General features: G+C 44.3%; 23 protein-coding genes, 14 tRNA genes and 1 rRNA gene. 34 read left to right on the top strand and 4 right to left on the bottom strand.

The features are described 5' to 3' along the window. The 26 genes from AC1DPK_RS21760 to AC1DPK_RS21635 form a co-directional block, all read left to right on the top strand. Positions 1–101 (top strand): 23S ribosomal RNA (locus AC1DPK_RS21760); the annotation flags it as partial. Positions 102–213: 112 nt separating this feature from the next. Beyond that, positions 214–289 (top strand) — tRNA-Asn (locus AC1DPK_RS21755). A 4-nt stretch (positions 290–293) separates the two neighbouring features. After that, positions 294–384, top strand: a tRNA-Ser gene (locus AC1DPK_RS21750). 4 nt (positions 385–388) lie between these two features. Further along, positions 389–463, top strand: a tRNA-Glu gene (locus AC1DPK_RS21745). Between the two features lie 68 nt (positions 464–531). Further along, positions 532–607 (top strand) — tRNA-Val (locus tag AC1DPK_RS21740). 18 nt (positions 608–625) lie between these two features. Then, positions 626–702 (top strand) — tRNA-Met (locus AC1DPK_RS21735). 38 nt (positions 703–740) lie between these two features. After that, a tRNA-Asp gene (locus AC1DPK_RS21730) sits at positions 741–817 on the top strand. 16 nt (positions 818–833) lie between these two features. Then, a tRNA-Phe gene (locus tag AC1DPK_RS21725) sits at positions 834–909 on the top strand. 31 nt (positions 910–940) lie between these two features. Further along, a tRNA-Thr gene (locus AC1DPK_RS21720) sits at positions 941–1,016 on the top strand. Between the two features lie 3 nt (positions 1,017–1,019). Next, a tRNA-Tyr gene (locus tag AC1DPK_RS21715) sits at positions 1,020–1,104 on the top strand. 14 nt (positions 1,105–1,118) lie between these two features. Then, positions 1,119–1,186: transfer RNA gene (locus tag AC1DPK_RS21710), tRNA-Trp, on the top strand. 69 nt (positions 1,187–1,255) lie between these two features. Beyond that, positions 1,256–1,330: transfer RNA gene (locus AC1DPK_RS21705), tRNA-Gly, on the top strand. Positions 1,331–1,337: 7 nt separating this feature from the next. Next, positions 1,338–1,411: transfer RNA gene (locus AC1DPK_RS21700), tRNA-Cys, on the top strand. Positions 1,412–1,435: 24 nt separating this feature from the next. Beyond that, positions 1,436–1,512 (top strand) — tRNA-Arg (locus AC1DPK_RS21695). Positions 1,513–1,525: 13 nt separating this feature from the next. Further along, a tRNA-Leu gene (locus AC1DPK_RS21690) sits at positions 1,526–1,607 on the top strand. Between the two features lie 158 nt (positions 1,608–1,765). Beyond that, complete coding sequence (locus AC1DPK_RS21685; protein ID WP_083682591.1) at positions 1,766–2,722, top strand: ABC transporter ATP-binding protein; 957 nt, start codon at positions 1,766–1,768, stop codon at positions 2,720–2,722. After that, positions 2,715–3,470, top strand: coding sequence for an ABC transporter permease (locus AC1DPK_RS21680; protein WP_477511600.1), 756 nt, complete (start codon positions 2,715–2,717; stop codon positions 3,468–3,470). Before AC1DPK_RS21685 ends, AC1DPK_RS21680 begins: the two co-directional genes overlap by 8 nt. Before the next feature lie 45 nt (positions 3,471–3,515). Then, entirely contained in the window at positions 3,516–3,896 is a 381-nt protein-coding gene (locus tag AC1DPK_RS21675; protein WP_076270974.1) for a GntR family transcriptional regulator, read from the top strand. Between the two features lie 7 nt (positions 3,897–3,903). After that, on the top strand, positions 3,904–4,602 hold the full coding sequence (locus AC1DPK_RS21670; RefSeq protein ID WP_477511599.1) for an ABC transporter ATP-binding protein: 699 nt from the start codon (positions 3,904–3,906) through the stop codon (positions 4,600–4,602). Continuing rightward, positions 4,599–5,354: a hypothetical protein gene (locus AC1DPK_RS21665; RefSeq protein WP_477511598.1), complete on the top strand. Its 756-nt coding sequence runs from the start codon at positions 4,599–4,601 to the stop codon at positions 5,352–5,354. Before AC1DPK_RS21670 ends, AC1DPK_RS21665 begins: the two co-directional genes overlap by 4 nt. A 165-nt stretch (positions 5,355–5,519) precedes the next feature. After that, on the top strand, positions 5,520–7,271 hold the full coding sequence (locus AC1DPK_RS21660) for a sensor histidine kinase (RefSeq protein WP_477511597.1): 1,752 nt from the start codon (positions 5,520–5,522) through the stop codon (positions 7,269–7,271). Then, positions 7,264–8,877 carry a helix-turn-helix domain-containing protein gene (locus tag AC1DPK_RS21655; RefSeq protein WP_477511596.1) on the top strand — a complete coding sequence of 538 codons (1,614 nt, stop codon included), beginning with the start codon at positions 7,264–7,266 and terminating at the stop codon, positions 8,875–8,877. The genes AC1DPK_RS21660 and AC1DPK_RS21655 overlap by 8 nt, the downstream gene beginning before the upstream one ends. 174 nt (positions 8,878–9,051) lie before the next feature. Further along, positions 9,052–9,975: an ABC transporter permease gene (locus AC1DPK_RS21650; protein ID WP_076271054.1), complete on the top strand. Its 924-nt coding sequence runs from the start codon at positions 9,052–9,054 to the stop codon at positions 9,973–9,975. A gap of 50 nt (positions 9,976–10,025) precedes the next feature. Next, on the top strand, positions 10,026–10,964 hold the full coding sequence (locus tag AC1DPK_RS21645; protein WP_076270979.1) for a carbohydrate ABC transporter permease: 939 nt from the start codon (positions 10,026–10,028) through the stop codon (positions 10,962–10,964). Positions 10,965–11,050: 86 nt separating this feature from the next. Further along, positions 11,051–12,598, top strand: coding sequence for an ABC transporter substrate-binding protein (locus AC1DPK_RS21640; RefSeq protein WP_477511595.1), 1,548 nt, complete (start codon positions 11,051–11,053; stop codon positions 12,596–12,598). A gap of 134 nt (positions 12,599–12,732) precedes the next feature. Beyond that, positions 12,733–14,316, top strand: coding sequence for an ABC transporter substrate-binding protein (locus tag AC1DPK_RS21635; RefSeq protein ID WP_477511594.1), 1,584 nt, complete (start codon positions 12,733–12,735; stop codon positions 14,314–14,316). Positions 14,317–14,391: 75 nt separating this feature from the next. Here AC1DPK_RS21635 and AC1DPK_RS21630 read toward each other — a convergent pair whose 3' ends face one another. Continuing rightward, on the bottom strand, positions 14,392–14,940 hold the full coding sequence (locus AC1DPK_RS21630) for a C40 family peptidase (RefSeq protein WP_076270982.1): 549 nt from the start codon (positions 14,938–14,940) through the stop codon (positions 14,392–14,394). Between the two features lie 262 nt (positions 14,941–15,202). Here AC1DPK_RS21630 and AC1DPK_RS21625 point away from each other — a divergent pair, with 262 nt between their 5' ends. From AC1DPK_RS21625 to AC1DPK_RS21600, 6 genes are all read left to right on the top strand, one after another. Further along, on the top strand, positions 15,203–15,499 hold the full coding sequence (locus tag AC1DPK_RS21625) for a LiaF transmembrane domain-containing protein (RefSeq protein ID WP_076271055.1): 297 nt from the start codon (positions 15,203–15,205) through the stop codon (positions 15,497–15,499). 75 nt (positions 15,500–15,574) lie between these two features. Then, complete coding sequence (locus AC1DPK_RS21620; protein ID WP_076270983.1) at positions 15,575–16,261, top strand: PspA/IM30 family protein; 687 nt, start codon at positions 15,575–15,577, stop codon at positions 16,259–16,261. Then, the gene (locus AC1DPK_RS21615; protein ID WP_441879401.1) at positions 16,249–16,728 is read left to right on the top strand and encodes a PspC domain-containing protein; all 480 of its coding nucleotides are present in this window, start codon (positions 16,249–16,251) and stop codon (positions 16,726–16,728) included. Before AC1DPK_RS21620 ends, AC1DPK_RS21615 begins: the two co-directional genes overlap by 13 nt. A gap of 1 nt (position 16,729) precedes the next feature. Then, positions 16,730–17,437, top strand: a complete 708-nt coding sequence (locus tag AC1DPK_RS21610) for a PspA/IM30 family protein (RefSeq protein ID WP_076270985.1) — start codon at positions 16,730–16,732, stop codon at positions 17,435–17,437. Positions 17,438–17,538: 101 nt separating this feature from the next. Then, on the top strand, positions 17,539–18,525 hold the full coding sequence (locus AC1DPK_RS21605) for a sensor histidine kinase (protein ID WP_477511593.1): 987 nt from the start codon (positions 17,539–17,541) through the stop codon (positions 18,523–18,525). Between the two features lie 80 nt (positions 18,526–18,605). Then, positions 18,606–19,256, top strand: a complete 651-nt coding sequence (locus AC1DPK_RS21600) for a response regulator transcription factor (protein WP_076271056.1) — start codon at positions 18,606–18,608, stop codon at positions 19,254–19,256. Positions 19,257–19,264: 8 nt separating this feature from the next. On the opposite strand, the gene mobB is transcribed toward AC1DPK_RS21600, so the two are convergent. Further along, a complete protein-coding gene (mobB, locus tag AC1DPK_RS21595; RefSeq protein ID WP_477511592.1) occupies positions 19,265–19,765 on the bottom strand; it encodes a molybdopterin-guanine dinucleotide biosynthesis protein B in 501 nt (166 codons plus the stop codon). 121 nt (positions 19,766–19,886) lie between these two features. Between mobB and AC1DPK_RS21590 the strand changes: the two genes are divergently transcribed. Then, on the top strand, positions 19,887–21,386 hold the full coding sequence (locus AC1DPK_RS21590; protein WP_477511591.1) for a molybdopterin molybdotransferase MoeA: 1,500 nt from the start codon (positions 19,887–19,889) through the stop codon (positions 21,384–21,386). Positions 21,387–21,521: 135 nt separating this feature from the next. Here AC1DPK_RS21590 and AC1DPK_RS21585 read toward each other — a convergent pair whose 3' ends face one another. Together AC1DPK_RS21585 and AC1DPK_RS21580 are read right to left on the bottom strand one after the other, a co-directional pair. Continuing rightward, on the bottom strand, positions 21,522–22,298 hold the full coding sequence (locus tag AC1DPK_RS21585; RefSeq protein ID WP_441879393.1) for a hypothetical protein: 777 nt from the start codon (positions 22,296–22,298) through the stop codon (positions 21,522–21,524). A gap of 139 nt (positions 22,299–22,437) precedes the next feature. Then, on the bottom strand, positions 22,438–22,806 hold the full coding sequence (locus AC1DPK_RS21580) for a hypothetical protein (RefSeq protein WP_477511590.1): 369 nt from the start codon (positions 22,804–22,806) through the stop codon (positions 22,438–22,440). A 181-nt stretch (positions 22,807–22,987) separates the two neighbouring features. On the opposite strand from AC1DPK_RS21580, the gene AC1DPK_RS21575 reads away from it, so the two are divergent. Then, a complete protein-coding gene (locus AC1DPK_RS21575; protein ID WP_477511589.1) occupies positions 22,988–23,827 on the top strand; it encodes a YwmB family TATA-box binding protein in 840 nt (279 codons plus the stop codon). The last annotated feature ends 90 nt before the right edge of the window (positions 23,828–23,917 follow it).

The following is a 23,917-nucleotide window of genomic DNA, read 5'->3' as shown; positions in this document are numbered from 1 at the left end:
GTATGTAAGACCCCTTGAAGACGACGAGGTTGATAGGTTCGGGGTGGAAGCACAGCAATGTGTGTAGCTGACGAATACTAATCGGTCGAGGGCTTATCCTAAACACGTTTACTGTGACCCATACATCCAGTAGACAGCAGCTAAAAAGGCTTCAGCAAGCCTAATCTTTCGTATCCAGTTTTCAGGGCGCAACTTGCTTTGAATGCTTAATATTCCCTGATAGCTCAGTTGGTAGAGCACTCGACTGTTAATCGAGTTGTCACAGGTTCGAGTCCTGTTCGGGGAGCCATTGTAGAGAGGTGTCCGAGTGGTCGAAGGAGCACGATTGGAAATCGTGTAGGCTCTAACCGGGTCTCGAGGGTTCGAATCCCTTCCTCTCTGCCAGCAAGGCCCGTTGGTCAAGTGGTTAAGACACCTCCCTTTCACGGAGGTAACAGGGGTTCGAGTCCCCTACGGGTCACCAACTTTTCTTTTAAAAAAAGATTGACAAAAAAGATTGACCTATGATAAGATATAAAGGTCGCTCAACATGGAGGATTAGCTCAGCTGGGAGAGCATCTGCCTTACAAGCAGAGGGTCGGCGGTTCGATCCCGTCATCCTCCACCATTTAATCAATAATAATGACGCGGGGTGGAGCAGCCCGGTAGCTCGTCGGGCTCATAACCCGAAGGCCGCAGGTTCAAATCCTGCCCCCGCAACCAAATTCTTTACCTTTCGGAACTTTCCGAGAACATGATGTGGAGCTGTGGTGTAGTGGCCCAACATGCCTGCCTGTCACGCAGGAGACCGCGGGTTCGAATCCCGTCAGCTCCGCCACTTAAAAACAACATCAGGCTCGGTAGCTCAGTCGGTAGAGCAGAGGACTGAAAATCCTCGTGTCGGCGGTTCGATTCCGTCCCGAGCCACCATTGATGCAGTACAAGCAACACAAGTGAATATGCCGTTGTAGCTCAACTGGTAGAGCAACTGACTTGTAATCAGTAGGTTGGGGGTTCAAGTCCTCTCGACGGCACCACATGGAGGATTAGTGAAGTGGCTAAACACGGCAGACTGTAAATCTGCTCTCTCTGAGTTCGGTGGTTCGAATCCATCATCCTCCACCATTTTTTACCTTAGGGGCATAGTTTAAAGGTAGAACAAAGGTCTCCAAAACCTTTGGTGTGGGTTCAATTCCTGCTGCAGCCAAGCGGTAAGGCAACGGACTTTGACTCCGTCATTCTCAGGTTCGATCCCTGAATCCCCAGCCATTTATATGCGGAAGTGGCTCAGCGGTAGAGCATCGCCTTGCCAAGGCGAGGGTCGCGGGTTCGATTCCCGTCTTCCGCTCCATTTATTTGGCGCCATAGCCAAGTGGTAAGGCAGAGCTCTGCAAAAGCTCTACCCCCAGTTCGAGTCTGGGTGGCGCCTCCACAGATTTCTCTTTGCAACAAATATGTGCCCTTAGCTCAGCTGGATAGAGCGTTTGACTACGAATCAAAAGGCCAGGAGTTCGAATCTCTTAGGGCACGCCATCTTTACTGAAATGCCGATGTGGCGGAATGGCAGACGCGCGCGACTCAAAATCGTGAGGGAAACCGTGGAGGTTCGAGTCCTCTCATCGGCACCAACTTTTCTAACACAAACTCTTAAGATCATTATGATCTTAAGAGTTTTTTTGTGTTTTAGTTTTATAATAGGTAAAATCGACCTGAAAATTTCCCCTTTACATCTGTTTAGACCTAGTGTACTATTTAACTAGAACACTAAGACGATGGAGGTAAGGAAATGATGAAATCATCTTCTGAAATAAAGGGAACAATCCCCGTACTTTCTTTAAAAAATGTAACCAAACGTATTGGAGGCAAAGCAATCGTAGATCGAATGTCATTTGATATTCACAAGGGAGAAATCGTAGGGTTGCTTGGGCCAAATGGTGCAGGCAAAACAACGACAATCCGAATGATTGTTGGTTTGATTCAAATGTCCGAGGGTGATGTGCTTATTCAAGGAAAAAGCATACGTAATGATTTTACAGGAGCCATTAGGCATATCGGAGCTATTATAGAAAATCCCGAGTTTTATCCATATATGACAGGGTATGATAATCTAAAGCAATATCAGAGAATGTCATCAGGCATTACGGAAGAACGGATAAAAGCAGTTACGGAGCTGGTAGGTTTAGAGGCAGCAATGAACAAGAAAGTAAAAGCATACTCTCTTGGAATGAGGCAGCGTCTAGGCATTGCACAAGCACTATTAGACAATCCATCGTTGTTAATACTGGATGAACCAACTAATGGCTTAGATCCAGCAGGCATTCGTGAAATGAGACAATATTTGCAAAGAATAGCAGTCCAAGAAGGGATATCGATTCTTGTATCGAGTCATCTGCTCTCTGAAATGGAGCTCATGTGCAGCCGAGTCGTTGTTATTCAAGAAGGTAAATATGTGACTCATCGTTCACTAAGCGATAAGGAAGAGCAATCCAAGCAACTATCCGTTGTTGTTCGTGTAGATGATATTGAGCGAGCAAGCCAGATTTCTACAAGTATAGATGGGGTTGAGGTTATTCAGCTTTTAAAAGATAGCAGCGAGCTTGTATTAGCTCTTCAGAATGAACTTATTCCTCAGGTTGTAAGCAAGCTAGGGGAAGACAATATTAAAATTTATCGAATTACTGAAACGAAGATATCACTGGAAGACGAGTTTTTGAAATGGACTGGGGGTAGTCGCATTGCTTAATTTTAACGGACTAGTATTAAACGAATGGTTGAAAATGTCAAAGAAACGCAGCTTCTTCATTGCATACGCAGTAATGCTCCTTACGATTGTAGGTTTCACCTATTTAATATGGAAAATGTCTGGCGATCAATATCCAACTATGCTAGAATTTGCTGGATCGATCATGGCAACAAATGGAGTCGGACAGATCGTAACGATTATAGCCATTATTTTCACAGCTGGTATTGTCGCAAAGGAACATCAATTAGGAACAGTTAAGTTTTTGCTCATACGAGCTCATGGTAGAAGCAAAATTTTAGCATCAAAATATACAGCAGTTATATTGTTTGTTTGTTCCCTCATCATTTTCACAATAGCTGCTGCTCTTGCGGCAGGAGGAATCGCATTTGGATTTGAAGCGACAGGGGAAGTATCCTGGTTGGATGTTGCGAAATCAATGTTATTTCAAACGGTTTATACAACCATCTATGTAACTTTAACGTTTATGTTCGGCATTTTAACAAGATCATCTGGAGCGACAATAGGAATAGGCATGACTGCTGTCTTATTGGAAGGCTTAATGAAAATGTTATTATCAAGCTACGATTTCTCCAAATATCTACTATTTATGAATACAGATCTATCGTTGTTTACAGGTAATGAATCGTCATCTGGCGGAATGTTATTCCCGAGTGTTGTGTGTGCAGCATATGTGTGTTTGTTTTTGGTCATTAGCTTTGTTACGTTTAAAAAACGGGATATTGCCTAACATGCAACGTTTTCGAGTGGGCAGTTGAGGGGAGAAGGACATATTGTGAGCATAGAATTTGATAATAATTTGCCAATCTACTTGCAGATCATGAATTATATTAAGAAAGAAATTGTCATTGGCAAGTTGAAGGCTGGGGATAAAATACCAGCGGTACGAGAACTTGCATTAGAGCTACAAATCAACCCGAATACGATACAACGAACCTTTCAGGAGCTTGAGCGAGAACAAATCGTCGAAACGAAGCGCGGGCTTGGCCGATATGTCACTAGTGAGGAGTCGAAAATAATGGATATCAAAAAAGAAATGGCAGGAGATTTGCTAGGTCGCTTTATTCAAGGGATGCAGGAGCTGGGCTTTGCAAATAACGATATCATAACGATCGTTTCACAAGCCGTAAAAGAAGAAGATAAAGAAAAGGAGTGATAGGACTGTGGAAAGCATTTTGAAGCTGACTGAGGTATCAAAGTCATTCGCCGGCAAAAAGGCGTTAGACCAAGTATCACTCACGTTGGCGCCTGGCAAGATTGTTGGTCTGTTAGGAAGCAATGGCAGTGGCAAAAGCACATTGATGAAAATAGCTGCAGGACTCATTCATCCAGGTTCAGGCACGGTAACGATTAACGGGCAACTTGTAAGCAACGAGACAAAAGCAATTACATCTTTTATGCCGGATCAACCGCTCACAGAGAGTTGGATGCGCGTAGAGGACGCAATAGATTTTTATAAGGATTTTTATGCCGATTTTGATCATAAGAAAGCAGATGAAATGCTTGCTTTCATGAATTTGAATAAACGCGATCGGGTAAGCGCGTTATCTAAAGGGATGAATGAACGTCTTCAGCTTACACTCGTATTATCACGAAATGCGAGGCTGTATTTGCTTGATGAGCCAATCGGAGGCGTAGATCCAGTAGCAAGAACGAAAATTTTGGATGCGATTGTTAACTACTATAACGAAGAAAGCAGCTTAATCATTTCAACCCATCTTGTACGCGATATTGAGCGGATCTTCGATGAAGTTGTTTTCATACGCGAGGGTAAGATTGTATTGCAGGATGAGGTAGAAAATATACGACTGACTCACGGTAAAAGCGTTGATGAAATGTTTAAGGCGGTGTTTGGGGAATGATTAAGCTGTTGAAATACGATTGGAAGCGAAGCAACGATGGTATCCTCAGCACGCTTGCAATCTTTATCATACTAGAAGCAGCGTTCAGTATTACGGGATTGACGCGCAACTGGGATGAAGGTCTTATTACTGCGTTTAGTATTTTCGGCTATGTAATGGTCTTTATCTTGTTGTTCATCCATTGCTGTCGGACGTTTGAACGAAACATTAAATCCTACAGCCGGCGCTTACTGCCGCTGCACCCAATCAATGGAATAGGTGCTGCTATCCTTCTAGGCTGGATCATCATGCTGCTCGTTTTGATTATAGCAGCTATTCATATCGCGATCTTCATTGCTTTTTCGGATATGGATATTCAATATTTTAAAGAACATGTTTCTTTAGAGAACGGCGCTTTATTCGGAATGGTAATAAGCTATATTTGGATGTACACCTCCTTTATGCTCTCGATTCTATGTTCCATTACAGTGGCACGCAGCTTCCGAGTGAAGCATTCTACATGGATCGGGATTGTCTTTTTCTTTGGAGTACAAAGCATTGCTTCTTGGTTAACGTATCAGTTATTTGACCAAAGAGAAGGTATGATGGGTATAGTTTCAGTCAATGTACCTCAATCGAATAGCGGATCAGTAACCTTTGGTTCATCATTTAATGTGGATTTTTTATTCGGACCATTTTTACTGGATTTAGCGTTTACTTTAGGTTACTTGTTTCTAATGATTTATTTGTTAAAAAAGAAAGTCGAGATTTAAAAAAGAATGACGTTGGCGCATGTGGGGTGAAAATCCTATATGCGCTTTTTTATGTTTTAAATAGATTTGAAAAAAGGGTAGGCATATCGATTTTAAGTGATTTCAAGAAAACGCTTTAAATGGTAATATGATTATGATTCAATCGATATTAGGGGGAAGCGGAGCGTGAGGTTCGGTAAATCGATTAGAACTCGTCTTATTATTGGGTTTATGGCAGTTATGCTGCCGGTAGTTATTTATATGCTCATTAACAACAGTTACTCACGTGAGATCGTTCGAGAGAAAGTATCTGAGACCTATCGAAACACACTCGATATTTACGTGGGACAAACGGATCAAAATCTATTGCAGATTAATGATTATCTTTATAAAATGTCAGTGCTTGATACCGACGTAGGTTTGCTAATGTCCTTCCCTATGGATAGTGACGGTTATACGTTAACGAAAATTAGAATTGATGGGAAGCTAAATCGCGACGTTGGTGTCTATAATCTGATTGATGCTGTATTTCTATATCACGATAAAGATATTATTTTTGGAACAAAAAGCGTATATAACGATACAAAAAAAATAATAAAGACGCATATGGATTCAATGACAAAGGAAGAAAATCTGCTTATGAATGATCAACATTTATGGGAGGTCAGAGCAGATGAGCGGTTGCCAGGGAAGTTTTTTTTGATTAATTTCATTAAGGTGTCAGATGATTTATACGTCGGCGCAATCATTAAAGTACAGGATATAAACAGAATGTTATCGATTCAATGGAGTGACGGAGATATCGGCCATAACGGCATTTATTTACGCGCTGGCGATCAACTTGTTCAGTCATTGACGGAAAACTTAGCGCCGCTGGAACTCAGCTATAAAATATCGAAGAAACCGTATGAATCGCTAACTGATCGAAATACAGGCGAAACCTATCTTGTTATGAATAGAATGAGCGAAATGGTGGATATCGCTTATCGAGTCGTTATACCAGAGCGGACGCTGCTGCGTAATTTATTATTTTTTAGAAATGCGACGTTGTTTGCTCCAATTGGGTTTCTAGCTATTTTGCTTATTTATTTGTTCTTTATGAGGAATATGCTGTTTAAGCCGCTGCATGAGCTTATTCTAGGAATGAAGAAAATCTCTTTAGGAATGCTGGATGTTAGATTGAAGAAAAACAAATCGCTTGAATTTGAGTTTCTAGGAAACACCTTCAACATCATGGCTGAACAAATTAAAACCTTGAAAATTGATGTTTACGAGGAGCAGCTCCGCGTAAAACAAGGAGAGCTTAAGCAGCTCCAAGCGCAAATTAATCCGCATTTTTATATGAACAGCTTAAATATTATTTATAATTTAGCAGCATTAGGCGATACGGAATCGGTGAAAAAGATGTCGCTGCATCTCGCTGATTATTTCCGATTTATTATGAAAGCCAATCGGGACACGATTACACTTAAGGAAGAACTAATGCATATCGAAAACTATATGACGATTCAAAAGATTAGGTTCCCTGAGAAGCTGCAATGTACCTATGAGGGAATCGATGACATTTTGCATTATCCAATTGCTGCATTAACCATTCAGCCTTTTGTAGAAAACTCCATCATTCATGGGTTCAAAAACAGGCGGCAGCTTTTCCAAATCAAAATATGTGCGGAAATGGACTCCGAGCATGGATTTACGTTATCGATCAGCGACAATGGTACGGGCTTTAGTCCTGAGGTGCTGGAGAAGCTGCAAAACAAAGAACCGCTGCAGGAAGGGGAATCGAGCAGCTTAGGCATCATGAATGTTATTCATAGACTACAGCTGCTGTATGGCGAGCGGACATCAATTACTTTCCGCAATCAAGCGGAGGGCACTGGAGCAATTGTCGTTATCGTATTTCCTAAGCTTACTGAGGGAGTGAAAGCAGTTGTATAACTTATTGGTTGTAGATGATGAGGAGATAGCAATTCGAGGCATCGTGAATGGCATAGACTGGTCAACGCTGCCGATTGCGAGTATTTATACGGCTATAGATGCGGAAGAGGCCCAGGCGTTGCTGACTGCGCATACGATTCACATTATGATATCGGATATTGATATGCCAAATCAAAGCGGAATCGAATTGCTAGAGTGGGCGAATGAGCATTCCCCTTCCAGCGTAACAATCTTTTTGACCGGTCATGCGGATTTTAAATATGCGCAGCAGGCGGTTCAGCTTGACTGCTTCGATTACTTGCTCAAGCCGATTGATCATAACGCTCTAAAAGCATGTGTGAATGAGGCGCTGGAAAAAGCTCGTGATTTGGAGCAACTGGCAAAAATTCGCGGGACTTACAACTTATTTTATGAGCAATGGAGCAAGCAGCAGCCTATATTAATTGAGCGGTTCTGGCAAGATATCATTCACTATCGTTTATCAGCGGCATCGCAGCAGCTCAATTTCTCATTGCAAACCTATGGTTTACCGCTTGAATCGGACAGTTTGATTCGCGTCGTGCTTATCAGCATCGAGCAGTGGCGGGAGGAATGGTCGGCCCGTGATGAGGAGATCATGACATATGGTATTAAGAATGCAGCTGAAGAGATCGTGCTTCAAGGTGAATCTGGCCATATTGTTCAAGATGGCAGCGGGATTTTATATGCAATATTTTATAGTGGAGTGTTCGATGACAAGCAAGGCAATAATGATCTGCATGCCAGATGCAAAACATTTATTGATCAATGTAAAACGATGCTGAATTGCTCGTTATCCTGTTATATAAGTGAAGCAGCGGAAGTGAAGCAGCTCCGTACTACAATACAAACGCTGCTTACCTTAGAGAGAAGCAACGTCAGCAATACTTGTGCGATTATAATGGAGCGTGATCATACACAGAAGCAAGGACTGAATACACTTCAGCAAGCCCCCTTCGCTGACTGGGCACTATTGCTGGAGTCCGGCAAGCAGACGGAGTTGTCCTTGCGAATAGATGAATGCTTCGACCAGATGTTAGAGCTGAAAGTTGATTATACCCATATGGCATCGTTTTATTATGGATATATGAATATGGTGTTCCAATGGTTGAATAAAAAGTCGGTACAAATGACGGACGTGTTTGTACATAGAGAATGGGAGGTAGGCGAGAACATTCTCAAATCATTGCCGCGCATGCGAACATGGACACAGCAATTGAGCCAGCAGATAACGGACTATGCCAACCAAAACGGCAAGGACGTGTCACAAGTTGTGGAGAAGGTTCAGCGCTACATGGAAGAGCATATGGGAGAGGAATTCAGTCGTGAGCAAGCGGCAGAGTCTGTTTATTTGAATCCAGCTTATTTATCTCGTTTGTTCCGAAGGGAAACGGGTTACTCTTTAACGGATTATTTGGTTCGAATGCGTATAGCTAAGGCGAGAATCGAGCTTGAAAAAACAAATAACCGAATAAGTGATATTGCCATAAACGTGGGATATAGTAATTTCTCGCACTTTTCTAAGCTGTTTAAGAAAACGACAGGGCTTACACCGCAAGAGTATCGTAAAAACTTTCAGGATGTATGATTGAAAAGTCACTGTACCGTTAATATGGTCACGGCGCCGACAGATGTCGGCGTCTTTTTTTTATACAATTATACCTAGATGAAACACAAGAGTTTTAGAAAGAGGAGGGGGAAGGCGTTGGCGAAACATACGTCGGAAGCGATAACAACAGCTGCCTATATTCCGAAGAGTTCAATGAAAAAAATGTCTCAACTCCGTATTTTTCGCAAGTATTGGATGTTCTACCTAATGATGCTGCCAGCCATCGTATTGCTGCTGCTGAACAATTACATTCCGATGTTCGGAATCATAATTGCGTTCAAAAACATTAATTACGCGGATGGAATATTTGGAAGCGCCTGGAGCGGGTTAAGAAATTTTGAGTATTTGTTCAAAACGTCAGACGCTTGGATCATTACAAGGAATACGCTGCTGTACAACTCAGGTTTTATCGTATTGAACTTGGTATTCCCGCTCTCTTTTGCAATCATGCTTAATGAAATCAGAAGCCGTTTTCTCGCTAAGCTTCATCAAACGATTATGTTCCTGCCCTACTTTTTATCGATGGTCGTCATTAGTTATTTGGTCTATGGCTTCTTGAGCGATCAGCATGGGTATTTGAACACTTCGCTGCTGCCGGCGCTTGGACTTGAACAGGTTCAATGGTATTTCACTCAGGAAGTATGGCCTTACATTTTGCCAATCGTTAACACCTGGAAAAGCATGGGGTACTTTACCGTCATTTATATGGCAGCCATCATTGGCATAGATGATGAGTATTACGAAGCCGCAACCATAGACGGAGCAAGCAAGTGGAAGCAAATGACGAGTATTACGATCCCGCTCATCATGCCGATCATTACGATTATGACGCTGCTCCAGATCGGAAAAATATTTAACGCGGATTTCGGTTTGTTTTTCCAAGTGCCAAGAGAATCGGGTGTGTTGTTCCCGGTAACGAATGTTATCGACACCTATGTTTATCGCACATTCCTAACGGTTGGTGATATTGGCTTATCCTCAGCGGCAGGGTTGCTGCAATCCGTAATCGGCTTCGCATTAGTATTTTTCTCGAATTGGGTGGTCCGCCGAATTAATAAAGATAATGCGTTATTTTAGAGTCGTGCAATCGAAGTATATTTACGAAAATTTTGTTTGGAGGTGATCCTATGGAAGCAGCTGAGATTGAGAAAATACCTTCCGGATCTAATATCAAAAACCAATTATCACTTCCGGCTTCTCTAGGCATCAATATATTTTTTATAGTGTATTCGTTGCTTTGTATCGTACCGCTCATTTTAATTATTATGGTTTCGATCTCCGATGAAAGTACAGTTGTCAGGGAAGGGTATCAATTTATTCCATCAAAGTTTGATTTGGCAGCGTACCAGTTCCTATTTAAGGATGCGACCCAAATTTTTCGATCCTATGGTATCTCTATCTTTGTAACGATTGTCGGAACTTCACTTAGCTTAATGATCATGGCGCTGTACGCTTATCCAATATCCAGATCAGACTTTCCTCATGCCAAGTTTTTTACCTTCTTCGTATTTTTTACGATGCTTTTCTCAGGGGGCTTAGTTCCTTGGTATCTCGTATATGTTCAAATGCTCGATTTGAAGGATACGATAATGGCTCTTATTGTACCGCTTTTAGTTGCTGCGTTTTTTGTTCTAATCATTCGAACGTTTTTCCAAACGACCATTCCTGTTGCCATTCTGGAGTCTGCAAAAATTGATGGAGCGGGAGAGCTGACGATCTTTTTCAAAATTGTTTTGCCGTTATCGCTTCCGGTACTTGCCACAGTAGCACTCTTCCAGACGTTAACGTATTGGAATGATTGGTTCCTCAGCCTTGTGTTCATAACGAAGGAATCGAACATAACTGTTCAATACCTCATGTATAAGACGATGCTGAACATTCAGTTTTTAGCTAATAACAGTACGGCGGCGGCGGCTATTATTGCGGCTGGAGGCACCTTTAAGTTTCCGAGCGAGACGGTTCGTATGGCAATGGTTGTTGTTGGAATCGGTCCTATCATTTTTGCATATCCGTTCTTTCAAAAATATTTTGTAAAAGGGCTGACTGTCGGCGCTGTAAAAGGTTGAATTCATGGCTATCAGCAATCATACGGCTGTAATCGGCAACGCCGATTTAGCATATAATCCAAATTTTTGAGGGAGGTCCACCCGCTATGAAGCAAGTTAAACAAAAAACATCGATGCTTCTTCTCATGCTGATGTCCATCGTACTGATTGTATCCGCATGTTCAGGAAACAACGGGAAAAACAACGCAGAGCCAACAAAAGCGCCAGCTGCCGAAACAGATAAACCAGTCACTAAGGATGAAGAGCCGCCAGCATCAGATTTGAAGCCATATCAGATTTCTCTCGTATATCCTGGCACACCGCAAACGGATGAGAAAAAAGTAGAAGAAGCACTCAACAAGCTGCTTACTGAAAAAATCAACGCAACGATTGATCTCAGGCCAATTGATTGGGGTGCATGGGATGATAAAATCAATTTGATGGTTGCTTCGAGGGAAGAAGTGGACATTGTGTTCACGGCGCAGTGGAATGGTCATGCTAAATATGTTGCCAAAGGCGCATTTCTGGATCTAGGTGACCTGATTGATAAATACGGTCAAGGCATTAAAGATTCATTAGACCCTGCGTTTCTGGAGGGGGCAAAAATTAGCGGCAAAAACTACGGTGTTCCAACGAACAAGGAACTCGCGGCTGCTGGCGGAATCGTCTACCGCAAAGATGTTACCGATGAGCTCGGCATTGATATGAGCAATGTGAAAACACCAGAAGATCTTGATGCTGTATATGCCGTCGTTAAGGAGAAAAAGCCGGAATTAATTCCGCTGTATACAACGGCAGGCGCTTTCAACTCGCACTTCTTCGCCAATTACGACTTCTTGGGCGATTCAACGATTCCTGGCGCCATTCTTAAAGATAAAGACGATACTAAAGTGATGCCTATGGAGCAGCTTGACCGCTACAAGCAATATTTAAATCTGACTCGTGACTATTTCAAGAAAGGTTACATTAACGCAGATGCTGCGACTACACAAGTTGCTTCAGCAGACGCTTGGAAGGCAGGCAACGTATTCTCTACAATTGAGCCAATGAAACCAGGCAAGGACGCAGAGATTGCAAGCGCTTCTAACCTGACTGGGAAGCTTGCTCAAATCATGATGACAGAAAAAACAGTCGCCACATCTGAAACTGCTGGTTCGATGCTAGGAATCTCTTCCACTTCTAAGGACCCAGACCGTGCGATGATGTTAATTAATTTGCTTCATACTGACAAGGAAATCAATAACTTGCTTAACTTCGGTATTGAAGGCGACCATTATACACGCAGTGGAGAAATCATAACAGCTACAGGAAATACAGCTAACTATAACCCAGGCTCGGCTTGGATGTTCGGCAGTCAGTTCTTGAACTATGTTTGGAATACAGAGGACCCAGATAAGTGGGCCAAATTTAAAGAGTTCAACCAAAATGCGAAGGTTTCTCCAGGCCTTGGTTTCGTATTCGACAGCGAGCCAGTGAAATCGGAAGTTGGAGCATTGGSAAACGTAATCCGTCAATATCAAAGAGCGCTTGAAACAGGCTCGGTCGACGTCGATAAAACGTTAGCTGAATATGATAAGAAATTGAAGGAAGCAGGCGTTGATAAAGTGGTTGCGGAGAAACAAAAGCAATTTGATGCGTTCCTAGCCAGTAAGTAAACAACCTGTTGTTACGATCAATGAAACCCGCGCCTTCTAAAGGCGCGGGTTTTTCTTGCTTGCAATTTTTTGTGTATTCCTTACAATTAAGCTAACAAATGCAATTCATCCATGCAGTAGGGGGCTATGCGGGTATGACTCGATCGATGTACCATTTGATGCGTGCAAGGATGCTCCTGCTGACCTGCTTCTTTCTAGTCATAGCTTGTTCAAATGAATCAGGCACAGAACCGGAATGGAGCAACAGTGAATCCAAGAGCCAACTTGAAATCAATAATGAAAGCGTTTCATTAGATACGGGAGAAATGGATGAAGCTGATAACTCTGACATTCATCAATTAAAAGCGTATACGCTTAAGTTTGTATATACAGGTGCACCGCAGAAAGATGAAGAAGAAATAGAAGCGGCCATGAATGACTACTTATTAACGAAAATAAATGCAAAAATAGACCTTATTCCAATTGACTGGGGACCGTGGGACGATAAAGTCAATCTGATGATCGCATCACGTGAAAAGATTGATATTTTATTTACAGCGCAATGGAATAAACACGCGATTAATGTGTCAAAAGGTGCTTTCTTAGTCGTTGATGAGCTTTTAGATCAGTATGGCCAAGGCATTTTGCAATCGCTTGACCCTGTATTTCTGGCAGGCGCCAAGATTGAGGGACATAATTATGCCGTTCCAACAAACAAGGAGCTTGCTGCGCAGGGAGGCATTATCTATCGCGCGGATATAGCTGAAGAGCTTGGAATAGATATGACTAAAGTGAAAAGTATAGAAGATTTAGATGAAGTTTATCAGATTGTCCGAGAGAAAAAGCCGGAGATCACCCCCCTTTATCTGAAGATGGGGGAATCATTTAATACACATTACATTGGGAATTTTGATGCATTAGGAGATACATCGATTCCTGGGGTCATTTTGAAGGATGGAGAAAGCACTAAGGTTTTGCCTGCCTATGAAGTGGGACGTTATATAGATACACTGCACATAACACGCAAGTTTTTTCAAAAAGGGTACATTAATAAAGATGCGGCTACGAATCAGACGATGAACAGCGAGGCGCTGAGATCCGGCGATGTTTTTTCAATAACTGGCGCATTGAAGCCCGGCAAAAGTGAAGAGCTGGCGATTCAGACGGGTATGATTGGAAAGCTTGCACAGCTGCCGTTAAATGTGAAGACGATAGCAACGTCAGAGACCGCGGGGGCCATGCTGGCTATCTCTTCGACCTCACAAGATCCAGCGCGAGCGATGATGTTTATTAATCTGCTGCATACGGATGTTTACTTAAACAATTTATTGAACTACGGAATTGAAGGCAGGCATTATATAAAGGTTAGTGAGAATGTGATTAGGCCTACGGAGTATACGCAAAATTATAATCCAGGAACCACTTGGATGTTCGGCAATCAGTTTTTAAATTATGTATGGGAAAGTGAAGACCCAATGAAGTGGAATAGCTTCAAACAATTTAACCAAGAGGCAAAAATTTCACCAGGTCTTGGCTTCGTATTTAATGGAGATACGGTAAGGGCTGAAGTAGCTGCGGTCGGCAATGTGGATAGGCAGTACCAAACTGCGCTTGAAACAGGATCTGTAGATGTGGATAAAATACTGCCCGAGTATATCGAGAGGCTGAAAGCGGCAGGTATCGAGAAAATAATAGCGGAGAAGCAAAAGCAATTCGATCAATTTCTTACAAGCAAATAAGCTTCAAAGCTTATAAATTGTGCCGGCCATGCGCTTTCGTTGCTGGACCGGCACTTTTTAATGATAAGAAAACGGCTAGAGAGCGCTTCCGCCAAAAACAAAACGGTACTCCCAATGCGTATTGTCGATGTTGTCGATTCGTACACCGCCGCTTTCCTTAGAATAAGTATCCAGCATTTTTCCGTTGCCTAAATAAACGCCTACATGAGTAATCGTTTGTTTTGACTTCGTTAAACGCGAATAACCTGCCGTACTGCTTCCGTGATAGGACATAAAGAACATGAGGTCACCGCGCTTTAGGTTTTTCCAGTCTGTTTGAATCGCTGAATTTTTCTTAATATAAGCTGCTTGCAGAGCAGAGGTAGAAGGAAGCGTTACGCCCGCTGCTTTTTCAAATATGTGTTTGGTGAAATCTGAACAATCAAATGTTTTCGTTGTGCTTCGATCAGAGCCGAACTCATAGGGTGTCCCTAAGTATTTCATTCCTGTTGCAATTATTTTCTCCACCGATGATGATGCTGCATAGACATGTCCATTTGTTTGGAAAGGAATGGTCCCAGTATTTAATAATACGGTAGTCAAAAAGCCAGCTACAATGAGTTTCTTAATGGAATAGTTTTTCATTGGCAGCGTATACACCTCCTGTGTGATAATAACGTAACACAGGGATATTAGTAGTTTAAGCTGTAAAATATGGGTATTAACCCGCATTTGACCCTAGAGGCGGGCTGCCCACTCGACCTAAGTCTAGTGAGAAAACCGCCGAAAGTCCGTTTTATAAAAGGAGAAATTGATCTAAACTAAGTACATAAGCAAGAGCAACACACGTAAGGCAAGAAAAGAAAAATGAATAAATTCTAATAGTCGAAAGGAGTTGGAAATGGAGATGAATGGAAAAAGCGCTTTGGGCGTGTTGCTTGTCATCGTCGGCAGTATCGCGGTACTTAATTTTGTCGGAGTTCATTTTGGTGCAATATTCGGATTTTTGCTCCCGTTCATACTAATCGGATTGGGGGTTGTCGGTTGGTCGAACAATAAGAAATGGATTGGCGGAATACTTATTGCAATCGGCGGCATGATGATTTTCGGTAAACTCGGCGGTATCATCTTACTGCTTCTAGCAATCGGCTTAATCGTTGCTGGTGTGAGCCTCTTTAAGAAAGACAAACGCAGAGCATTCTAGTTGCTGCGAATCATTATAAAATGTAAAGATAGATGAAGCTGGTTTTGCACCGCAAAACGTTAAGGAGGACATTGAATGAGCATTATGAAGCGAGTTCGCGACATTACTGTCGCTACATTAAATGAACGGCTTGAGAAATCAGAGGATCCAGTACGGTTGATTGATCAATTCCTCTGGTCGACAAGAGAAGATATTATCCAAGCTGAGAAGTTGTATCAGCAGTATGCAGGACATAGCAATCACCTGAAAGCACAATGGCTGCAAGCTGAAGAGCAAAAGGAACGCCGTGAGAATCAAGCGTTGACAGCTCTGAAGGCTGGCGAGGAGCAAATGGCAAGAATCGCATTGCATGAGAAAGCTAGCTGCGAAGAGCGTTCAATTCAATACCGTGAGCTGTTCGAGCAAAGCCGTCAAAACACGCTTGATCTTGAAGAACAGCTGCGCGAGATGCGCAGCGAATACCAATCGGTATATGACAAGCGTGAATATTATGCAGCTCGTATGGAATCACTAAGGCTTCAACAACGAATGAACGCTCGATATACGAGCGGCTTCGGTGATCAAGGCATTCAATCGGGTTCTGTGTTTAGAAAGCTGGAGGATCGTATAAGCGGCATGGAGCATGAAGCAAAGAGTCTTCGCGACATTCGCAAAATGGGTCAAGAATTCGTATCCGAAGCGGGCAACACATTGCAGTCAGTTATTGAACGAGAGCTTGAGCAGCTGAAACGTAAGCTTGAGAAAGAGGGATGGTCGTCTTGAAAAAACTGTATCGATCTTCTCGAGACAAAAAATTATTCGGTCTTTGCGGTGGATTAGCAGAAATGTTGAATGTGGATGCGACGCTGCTGCGGATTCTACTTATAGTCGTTACGATCTTCACAAGCGGAGCTGTTATTCTGATCTATATTATTGCAGGCTTGGTTGTTCCTAAAGAACCGCCGGTCTACTCCGGCTTTGGTCCAAACGGCTTTGGTAACGGAAACGGAAACGGTTATGGCGGAGGTTATAACCCTGGATTCGATCAACATACAAATTCGCCTTTCGGCGGTCCTTACAAAAACCCGCCGCAAGCGCCAGGCTCTTGGAGTGCACCGGCACCTTCATCCCAGCCTACAACATCGTCACAGTTCGATAGCATGATGGATGATTTGGAGAAAAAAGCACTACGTCGTGAAATTGAAGAATTGAAAGCCAAAATTGCTAAATACGAGAAGGGGGATTTTTAATATGGGAATTTTCAAACGCATGAAAGACATGACTAAGGCATCGGTAAATGAGGCATTGGACAAAATTGAAGATCCGATTATTATGTTGAATCAATACTTGCGTGACATGGAATCTGAAATTCATCAAGCTGAAGTAACAGTAGCTAAACAAATGGCGAATGAGCGCCGGATGAAGCAGCGCTTGGAAGAAACAGTACGCAGCGCGGCAGATCGTGAATCAAAAGCAGAAGCGGCTCTAAGAGCTGGACAAGAAGAACATACGCGCAAGCTGCTTGAAGAGAAGCTTTATTTTGACCAAAAGGTAACAGAATATACTGATTTGCACGCACAATCGAAGACTCAGGCTGAGGAATTGATGCAACAGCTGCACGCAATGAAAGAAGAGTTCTACCAGCTTCGCAACAAGCGCAATGAGCTTGCTTCCCGTGCACAAGTAGCAAAAGCTCAAAAGCAAATGGCGCAATTGACTACAAACAACACGATTGATAGCGGTTCGGCATCACGCGGCTTCTACCGGATGGAAGAGAAAATTATGCAGCTAGAGGCTGAAGCAGATGTTTTGCGCACGCCTTACTCCTATAACAGCTCTTCGAACAGCTTTAATGCAGCAGATGCTGAGAAAAAAAATAAAGTGGATGAGCAGCTGCAAGCACTTAAAAACAAGCTAAACCCAACAACTTCATTAACAAAGGCTCCGACTGAAGAATAAGACTATAGGCTATGAAGGAAGCGGACCGTTTTGCGGTCTGCTCTTTCATATGTTTTTTGCTTCATCGTGGTTAAAATAGCGAAGAGAAGGAAGTGAGCCGTATGGAGCAAGGCAATAAGAGCGACCATTCGAATCATGCGGCCCGCAAGCGTCTGGTAACGGAAACGATATTGTGGCTGCTGATCATTGTCAGCTTGGTTGTTATCATATTGCAAGGAATCGGTTATGTTGATCTCTTCACGCTTCAAGGGAAATGGGCAATTATCGGACTAGCTTTCGTTGGCGCAGGTTTAGCGGCTGCTACATTAAACGGTTATTTGCAAAACTCCAAGCTAAAGGAATCGCTGAAGCGGCTGACCGAGCAGCAAAAAAAACGTCGATTTACAGTTACGCTAAGCAATGGGGAGACGACGGAAAACGAAATTTCAGAACAAGAGCAGGTTGATCCTAACTGGGCGAAGAAGGTCAAGTTCACCGCAGTAATCGAAGAGCGCCAGCGGCTTGCGCGCGAGCTGCATGATGCAGTAAGCCAGCAGTTATTCGCCATATCGATGACAGCGACTGCTGTTAGTCGAACGATTGAGCGAGATTGGGAGCGAGCCAAACGTCAGGTACAGCTTATTGAGGAAATGGCTGCCGTTGCTCAATCAGAAATGCGTGCGTTGCTGCTACATCTTCGGCCCGTCCACTTGGACGGAAAAAATCTGGGGCAGGCGCTTACTGTTCTAGTGGATGAGCTGAAGCAGAAAGTACCGATGAAGATTACACTTGAGGTTGATGATACGATCCTGCTTCCTCCTAATGCTGAGGATCATTTATTCCGCATCGCTCAGGAGGCATTATCGAATACGCTCAGGCATTCGAAAGCGGAAAGCATGGATATCAAATTGCTTCAATTCGGCAATCAAGTACACATGAGTCTAAAGGATAGCGGCGTTGGATTTGATCTTGAGGCGAAGAAGCAAACGTCCTATGGCTTACTGACTATGGAAGAGCGGGTAATTGAAATTGGCGGCTCCTTGCAGATGATTTCAAGACCTGGCGAGGGAACTATCATTGAAATTTGGGTGCCCACTGATGTTTCATAAGAGAATGTAATATAATTAGAGATAATGATGAGCTTTACGAAAAAATGAGGGCGGTGTAAGGTGTGGAAGCAACCCAGCAATTGAGTCGGCCTATAAAGGTTCTGCTTGTAGATGATCATGAAATGGTGCGCATCGGACTTGCAGCGGTGCTTGATACCGAGGATGGAATTGAGGTTGTCGGTGAAGCGAGCAACGGCATGGACGGCATTCGATTAGCACAGGCATACAGACCGGACGTTGTACTTATGGATTTAGTTATGGATGGCATGGATGGTGTCGAGACGACAGCAAAACTGCTCGAGCTGTACCCGGAATGTAAGGTAATTGTATTGACGAGCTATTTGGATGATAGCAAGCTCTACCCTGTTATTGAAGCAGGCGCATTCAGTTATTTGCTGAAGACGTCGCGAGCGACCGAGATCGCGGATGCGATAAGGGCCGCTGCTCGCGGACAATCGGTACTGGAGTCGCAGGTAGCAGCTAAAATGATGAATCGCTTCCGGCAGCCAAAGCAGCAGGAGCAAGCTCCGCTGCATGATGAGCTGACTGAGCGCGAGATGGATGTATTGAAGCGGGTTGCACAGGGACGCTCCAATCAAGAAATTGCCGACGAGCTGTTTATAGGTGTGAAAACAGTGAAGTTTCATATTACGAATATTTTTAATAAGCTTGATGTGGATGATCGCACGCAAGCAGCCATTTATGCACATAGACAAGGAATTGCCGAATAAGTGTAGGACTACTGCTTAGCGGATATCGATAATACTTTTTGGTATAGCTGCTCGATATCATCTACATCGATTACTGGGATGGACGGGGGAACTATTGTTCCACTGTTGGCATCATTCCAAACCGCGGCTGCAAGAGGGTTGGGTACGCTGTGGAGCAGCTCGGAATCATCCGCAGTTCGAATCATAATGATTTTTGGGTAGGAGGCATCTTTGAATCCTTCGATAAGAATTACGTCGGCCTCGTTCATTTGTGAAATTAACAGCTGAAGCGGTTCGGCATGCTGTTTCATAATGGCTGTACGCTTTGAGGATGTGATAGCTGTTATATCAGCCCCTGCCTCTTGATGCCTCCATGTATCCGTTCCTGGTGTATCGATCTGAAAATCATGCGCGTCGCGTTTGATTGTCCCAACTTTATATCCTGCTTGTTTGAAGCGTTCTGTTAGCCGGCAAACCAATGTGGTTTTGCCGGTATTTTTGTATCCAACAATTTGAACGATTAATGGCATGGGCTTCTCCTTCATGGCGCTTGATGACCGTAATTGCCAATAGTTTAACATACATTGTAAAATGGATGCTGAACAAGCTGCCGAAGGTTACGTAAGGCGGCGAGATGAGCGGAGGTTGAATATGACTGAGAGTGGCGAAGCGAGCGGAAGTAGGGATAAGGCTGATCGCGTTGAGGCGAGTGGGAGTAGAGATRTGGCTAATCGCGGTGAGGCGAGTGAGGGCATGGATAAGGCTGATCGCGGTGAGACGAATGAGGGCATAGATAAGGCTGATCGCATTGAGGTGAGCGGAAGTAGGGATAATGCTAATCGCATTGAGGCGAATGAGAGGAAACAGATGAGCCGGTTCAAACGGCAGGCTGTGAAGGTGGAAGAAGCGCAGCAGCGGCTGCTTGCTGCTGCGGATGGGCTAGCCCTCGGCAGCGAGCTTGTGCCGCTGCGGGCTAGCGGCGGCCGATGGCTTGCGCAGACGATAGCTGCGACAAGCGACTGGCCGCCCTTCGCGCGCTCGGGCCTCGACGGCTACGCCGTGCGCGCGGCAGATATCGCGTCAGCGTCGCCAGGTACGCCGGCGACGCTGCGCGTGGTTGATTCGGTTGCAGCGGGCGAGCTCGCCCTTGCGACCGTGCAGAAGGGCACTGCCGTGCGCATCATGACTGGCGCGGCTGTGCCTATGGGGGCTGACGCGGTCGTCATGCTTGAGCAGACCGCGGAAGCGATGCTGGCTGATGGCTCGCCGGCGGTGCTGATTAAGCACGCCGCCGCGGCAGGCCAGCACATTGCGCCCCAAGGCGAGGAGTTTCGCCTTGGGGGCGTTTTGGCTTGTCCCGGGACGCTTGTGCGACCGGGACATATTGCGCTGCTAGCCACCTTCGGCTATGCCGAGGTGGCGGTTGGCAAGCGCCCGCGCGTAGCGATATTTGCGACCGGCAGCGAATTGCTGGCGGTCGAGGCTCCGCTGGCGGCGGGGCAGATCCGCGACAGCAACAGCTTTATGGTCGCTGCTATGGTGGAGCAGAGCGGCGGAGTAGCGGTTATGTGCGGATCATTGGAAGACAAGCCTGATGCTGTTGAGGCTGCTTTGGCGAGTGTATGGGATGATGTTGATTTGATTGTCACAACAGGCGGTGTATCTGTAGGGGACTTTGATGTCATGTCAGACATCATAAGGTCGATAAAGAACAATAGTGTATCTGGCAGCGAAGATGCAAGCCGAGTGTTCTTCGACAAAGTTGCGATGAGACCGGGCAGTCCAACGTCAGCGGCAATGCTTAACGGCAAGCTGCTGCTCGCCTTGTCCGGCAATCCCGGTGCTTGTTTTGTTGGATTTGAATTATTCGTTCGTCCGGTGCTGCTGCGATTGCAGGGAGCAAGTGAAGCATTGCCTCGTAAAGTAAAAGCAAAACTGCGGACAGCTGTGAATAAGCCAAGTCCCCATGATCGTTTTGTGCGCACAACACTCATCAGCACGGAAGATGGAAGCTTGGATGCTGACCCGCTAGCCTATTCCAAATCGAGTATGATGGCTTCCATTCCGGATGCAGAAGGATTAGCAATCATTCCGTCAGGCTCGAGAGGAGCAGAAGCGGGTGATATCATTGAGGTCGTTCTTATCCCTTAACATGGAATTTAGTGAAAATAAAGGTTTTTATTATATAAAACGGGAGGATATAGTCGGTACGGAGCCGAATATATCACTTACATAGAGTGACAAGAAGCAGCTTTGCGAACGTGGCATGCCCTTTCGGATTTAACTTTAAAGGAACCGATTCAAGACTAATCCAACATATGGAATTGGCGAGTAGGTTTGCATAGAACTGTAGTAAGCAGCGTAAGGAAGAGTTGATGTTAGAGGTGACTGGAGCAGATCAACGGCCTTATGCTGCTCGGCATAGGTAAGTGCATATTTTATGCCAGTAAGCATACCTTCTGATCCAAGCATTAGCCTCTGCATACGGCTGGAAGAGTACGACAGCTTTTGTTTTTGCTCCATATGGATGGAAGTTGGCAGCAAACTCTTGCTGATTTCGTTCTGAACAGAAATAAGGCTAGCTGTTCGATCTCTATTTTCTGATGAAATGCTATAGGTAGAATCCGCAATCCACTTGCCGTCTGTTGTACTGCGTCGCAGTCCGATCTCCTCCGCTGCGGGATGCCTCAAAGCCAGCTCAATACTTTCCCACAGCTCTGGTTTCAAATCATCAGCATGTGCTCTGTAATGATCCTCCAACTGATTGAGCATTGCAGTAAGGCGATGCAAACTGCCTGCAATTGGCTTGTCCGTGTACAATTCGTTACTTAATTGCTTGTTTATCTGCTCGATGTCGTACTGAGCTTGTTTAGCCTTATTAAGCCAAGAAGCAGCACTGTTAGCAGCTTGCTGGAAATCGCGCGTTAAGCTCTTGTTATATTCTGGGGCTTGCTGAGCTTCGCCATCCCGATAAGGATAATAAGCATAAGGGCTAATGGCTTGTACGGTGGAGTATGCATAGGATCGTTCAATGCCTCGAATGGAACGTATCGATGTGCTCATTAGAAAACTCCTTTCTCACTCCATTGGTATATGTTGTGTCAGCGTACTATACGGTGATTAAAAAGACTGGCGAAAGCTGTCAGCAGCATCAATAAAATAAATAAGCGGCGCATCTCCGCTGAGCTCGCCGCTTTGCCATTTACAGCAATAGAAACAAGAATGCGATTGAAGCCAAATCAAGAGCGAGCGCGTCGCCCCATGGATAATAAGGCCGTTCTCCATAATAGTAAGGATCATAAGGGTAAGCTTGCGTTTGAACTTGCGTTGAAGCGGATTTATGAGCCATCTCTTTTTTACCTTTACCGCCTTTTTTGTTTTTTGAAACTTGCGGCTTTGCATTTGCGGTCGCGGCTTCCGTTTCGCCGGAGCCTGCGTTTAAATGCAATCTGCCGCTTTCGCAGGAGCTAAGTATGCCAAAGTGGCGCATGCCGTCATTCATAATCACACATACTGGATACCCGCAAAAACGACTGACGACTTCTTCGTGCAATGGATAAATGCGTTCCATTTGCTGATGACACCTCCAAAGTGTAATGGGAATAAAGCGCTTGAGCGTGTTGTTTTGGCATTTTGCTATGAGAGGCTAGACTCAAAGCATTTATTCCAGCATTCCTGCAACCAGTGTATTCACCTACAGGCAAACGTGTATGGATGTTTACCCATTTGGAAGAGGACAGGAGTGAATAATAATGTATATTCCGAAAAACACACCTCCCGCTCGCCACCGTATGTCAGCAAAGCAGCGAGCCAAACAAACGAAGGTTGGAATCATGCTAGCGATGCTCGTGATTTTGATATGTGCAGCATGGGCGATGTGGCAGGCCGACAGGGAACCGAAGGAAGCAACTTCAGCGGAACAGCTTCTTCAGCATGATTTGGGAGAGCTGTGGTTATGGAGCGACGACCAAATGAAAAGCAGCTCTGAGGGAGCGCAGTGGTCGATTCGATGGAATGTAACGGGCAAGGAAGGAGCCATGGAGGAGCTTACTCAGCAAATGTTTTCACAGGAACCGGGAAAAGCTAGCAGCATACTGGTGCAGAACCAGAATGAGGGCAAAACAGTCACTGGCGTTATCCCGTCATACGGCGGACAAGTTTCAATTAGTCTCACGCAGATCGACAGCAATGGCGAACAGCTTATGGTTATATTGGAAACTAAGCCAACAGAAATGACCAAAAAAAATAAGCTGCTGCAAGTGACAGCAGAAGTTTCCGCACAGATCGCACGTATTTCCCCTGCGTTTACGACGAGTATGAAAGTACAAGGTTATACGAAAAATAGTCAAGCCATTGAGCGTTTGGTTAGGCTGACAGATGCCAAAGCAGTGGATCATTATGAAGATAAAGGCACGACAAGCGACATGTTTTATACCCGAAAGCTGCATTCAGCCATCACCGTTGAAAATGGGAAAACAGCCAATCTTCAAATCGCTTTGCATAAAGAGACAAATTCAGATCAAACGGCATTGACGATCGGTGTGCCTGTCATTACGGGTGAATACAGTGCCAATGCGACGGCAAGCCCATAGATGGGTATACTTTGATTAGAATTAGTAACGGATCTTATCAGTATTTTTTATGACATGTTGAATAGCGAATTAAAGTTGAATATGCTAAAC

The organism is Paenibacillus sp. 01T424, assembly GCF_056398745.1.
Note: the sequence above shows the minus strand (reverse complement) of the source record. Positions and strands in the feature narration are given on the sequence as shown.

Coding starts and splice junctions, on each gene's coding strand:
- AC1DPK_RS21645 (WP_076270979.1), top strand. CDS start 10,026: ATGGAAGCAGCTGAGATTGAGAAAATACCTTCCGGATCTAATATCAAA.
- AC1DPK_RS21575 (WP_477511589.1), top strand. CDS start 22,988: ATGTATATTCCGAAAAACACACCTCCCGCTCGCCACCGTATGTCAGCA.
- AC1DPK_RS21635 (WP_477511594.1), top strand. CDS start 12,733: ATGACTCGATCGATGTACCATTTGATGCGTGCAAGGATGCTCCTGCTG.
- AC1DPK_RS21620 (WP_076270983.1), top strand. CDS start 15,575: ATGAGCATTATGAAGCGAGTTCGCGACATTACTGTCGCTACATTAAAT.
- AC1DPK_RS21615 (WP_441879401.1), top strand. CDS start 16,249: ATGGTCGTCTTGAAAAAACTGTATCGATCTTCTCGAGACAAAAAATTA.
- AC1DPK_RS21605 (WP_477511593.1), top strand. CDS start 17,539: ATGGAGCAAGGCAATAAGAGCGACCATTCGAATCATGCGGCCCGCAAG.
- AC1DPK_RS21580 (WP_477511590.1), bottom strand. CDS start 22,806: ATGGAACGCATTTATCCATTGCACGAAGAAGTCGTCAGTCGTTTTTGC.
- AC1DPK_RS21685 (WP_083682591.1), top strand. CDS start 1,766: ATGATGAAATCATCTTCTGAAATAAAGGGAACAATCCCCGTACTTTCT.
- AC1DPK_RS21610 (WP_076270985.1), top strand. CDS start 16,730: ATGGGAATTTTCAAACGCATGAAAGACATGACTAAGGCATCGGTAAAT.
- mobB (WP_477511592.1), bottom strand. CDS start 19,765: ATGCCATTAATCGTTCAAATTGTTGGATACAAAAATACCGGCAAAACC.
- AC1DPK_RS21625 (WP_076271055.1), top strand. CDS start 15,203: ATGAATGGAAAAAGCGCTTTGGGCGTGTTGCTTGTCATCGTCGGCAGT.
- AC1DPK_RS21585 (WP_441879393.1), bottom strand. CDS start 22,298: ATGAGCACATCGATACGTTCCATTCGAGGCATTGAACGATCCTATGCA.
- AC1DPK_RS21665 (WP_477511598.1), top strand. CDS start 4,599: ATGATTAAGCTGTTGAAATACGATTGGAAGCGAAGCAACGATGGTATC.
- AC1DPK_RS21650 (WP_076271054.1), top strand. CDS start 9,052: ATGAAAAAAATGTCTCAACTCCGTATTTTTCGCAAGTATTGGATGTTC.
- AC1DPK_RS21630 (WP_076270982.1), bottom strand. CDS start 14,940: ATGAAAAACTATTCCATTAAGAAACTCATTGTAGCTGGCTTTTTGACT.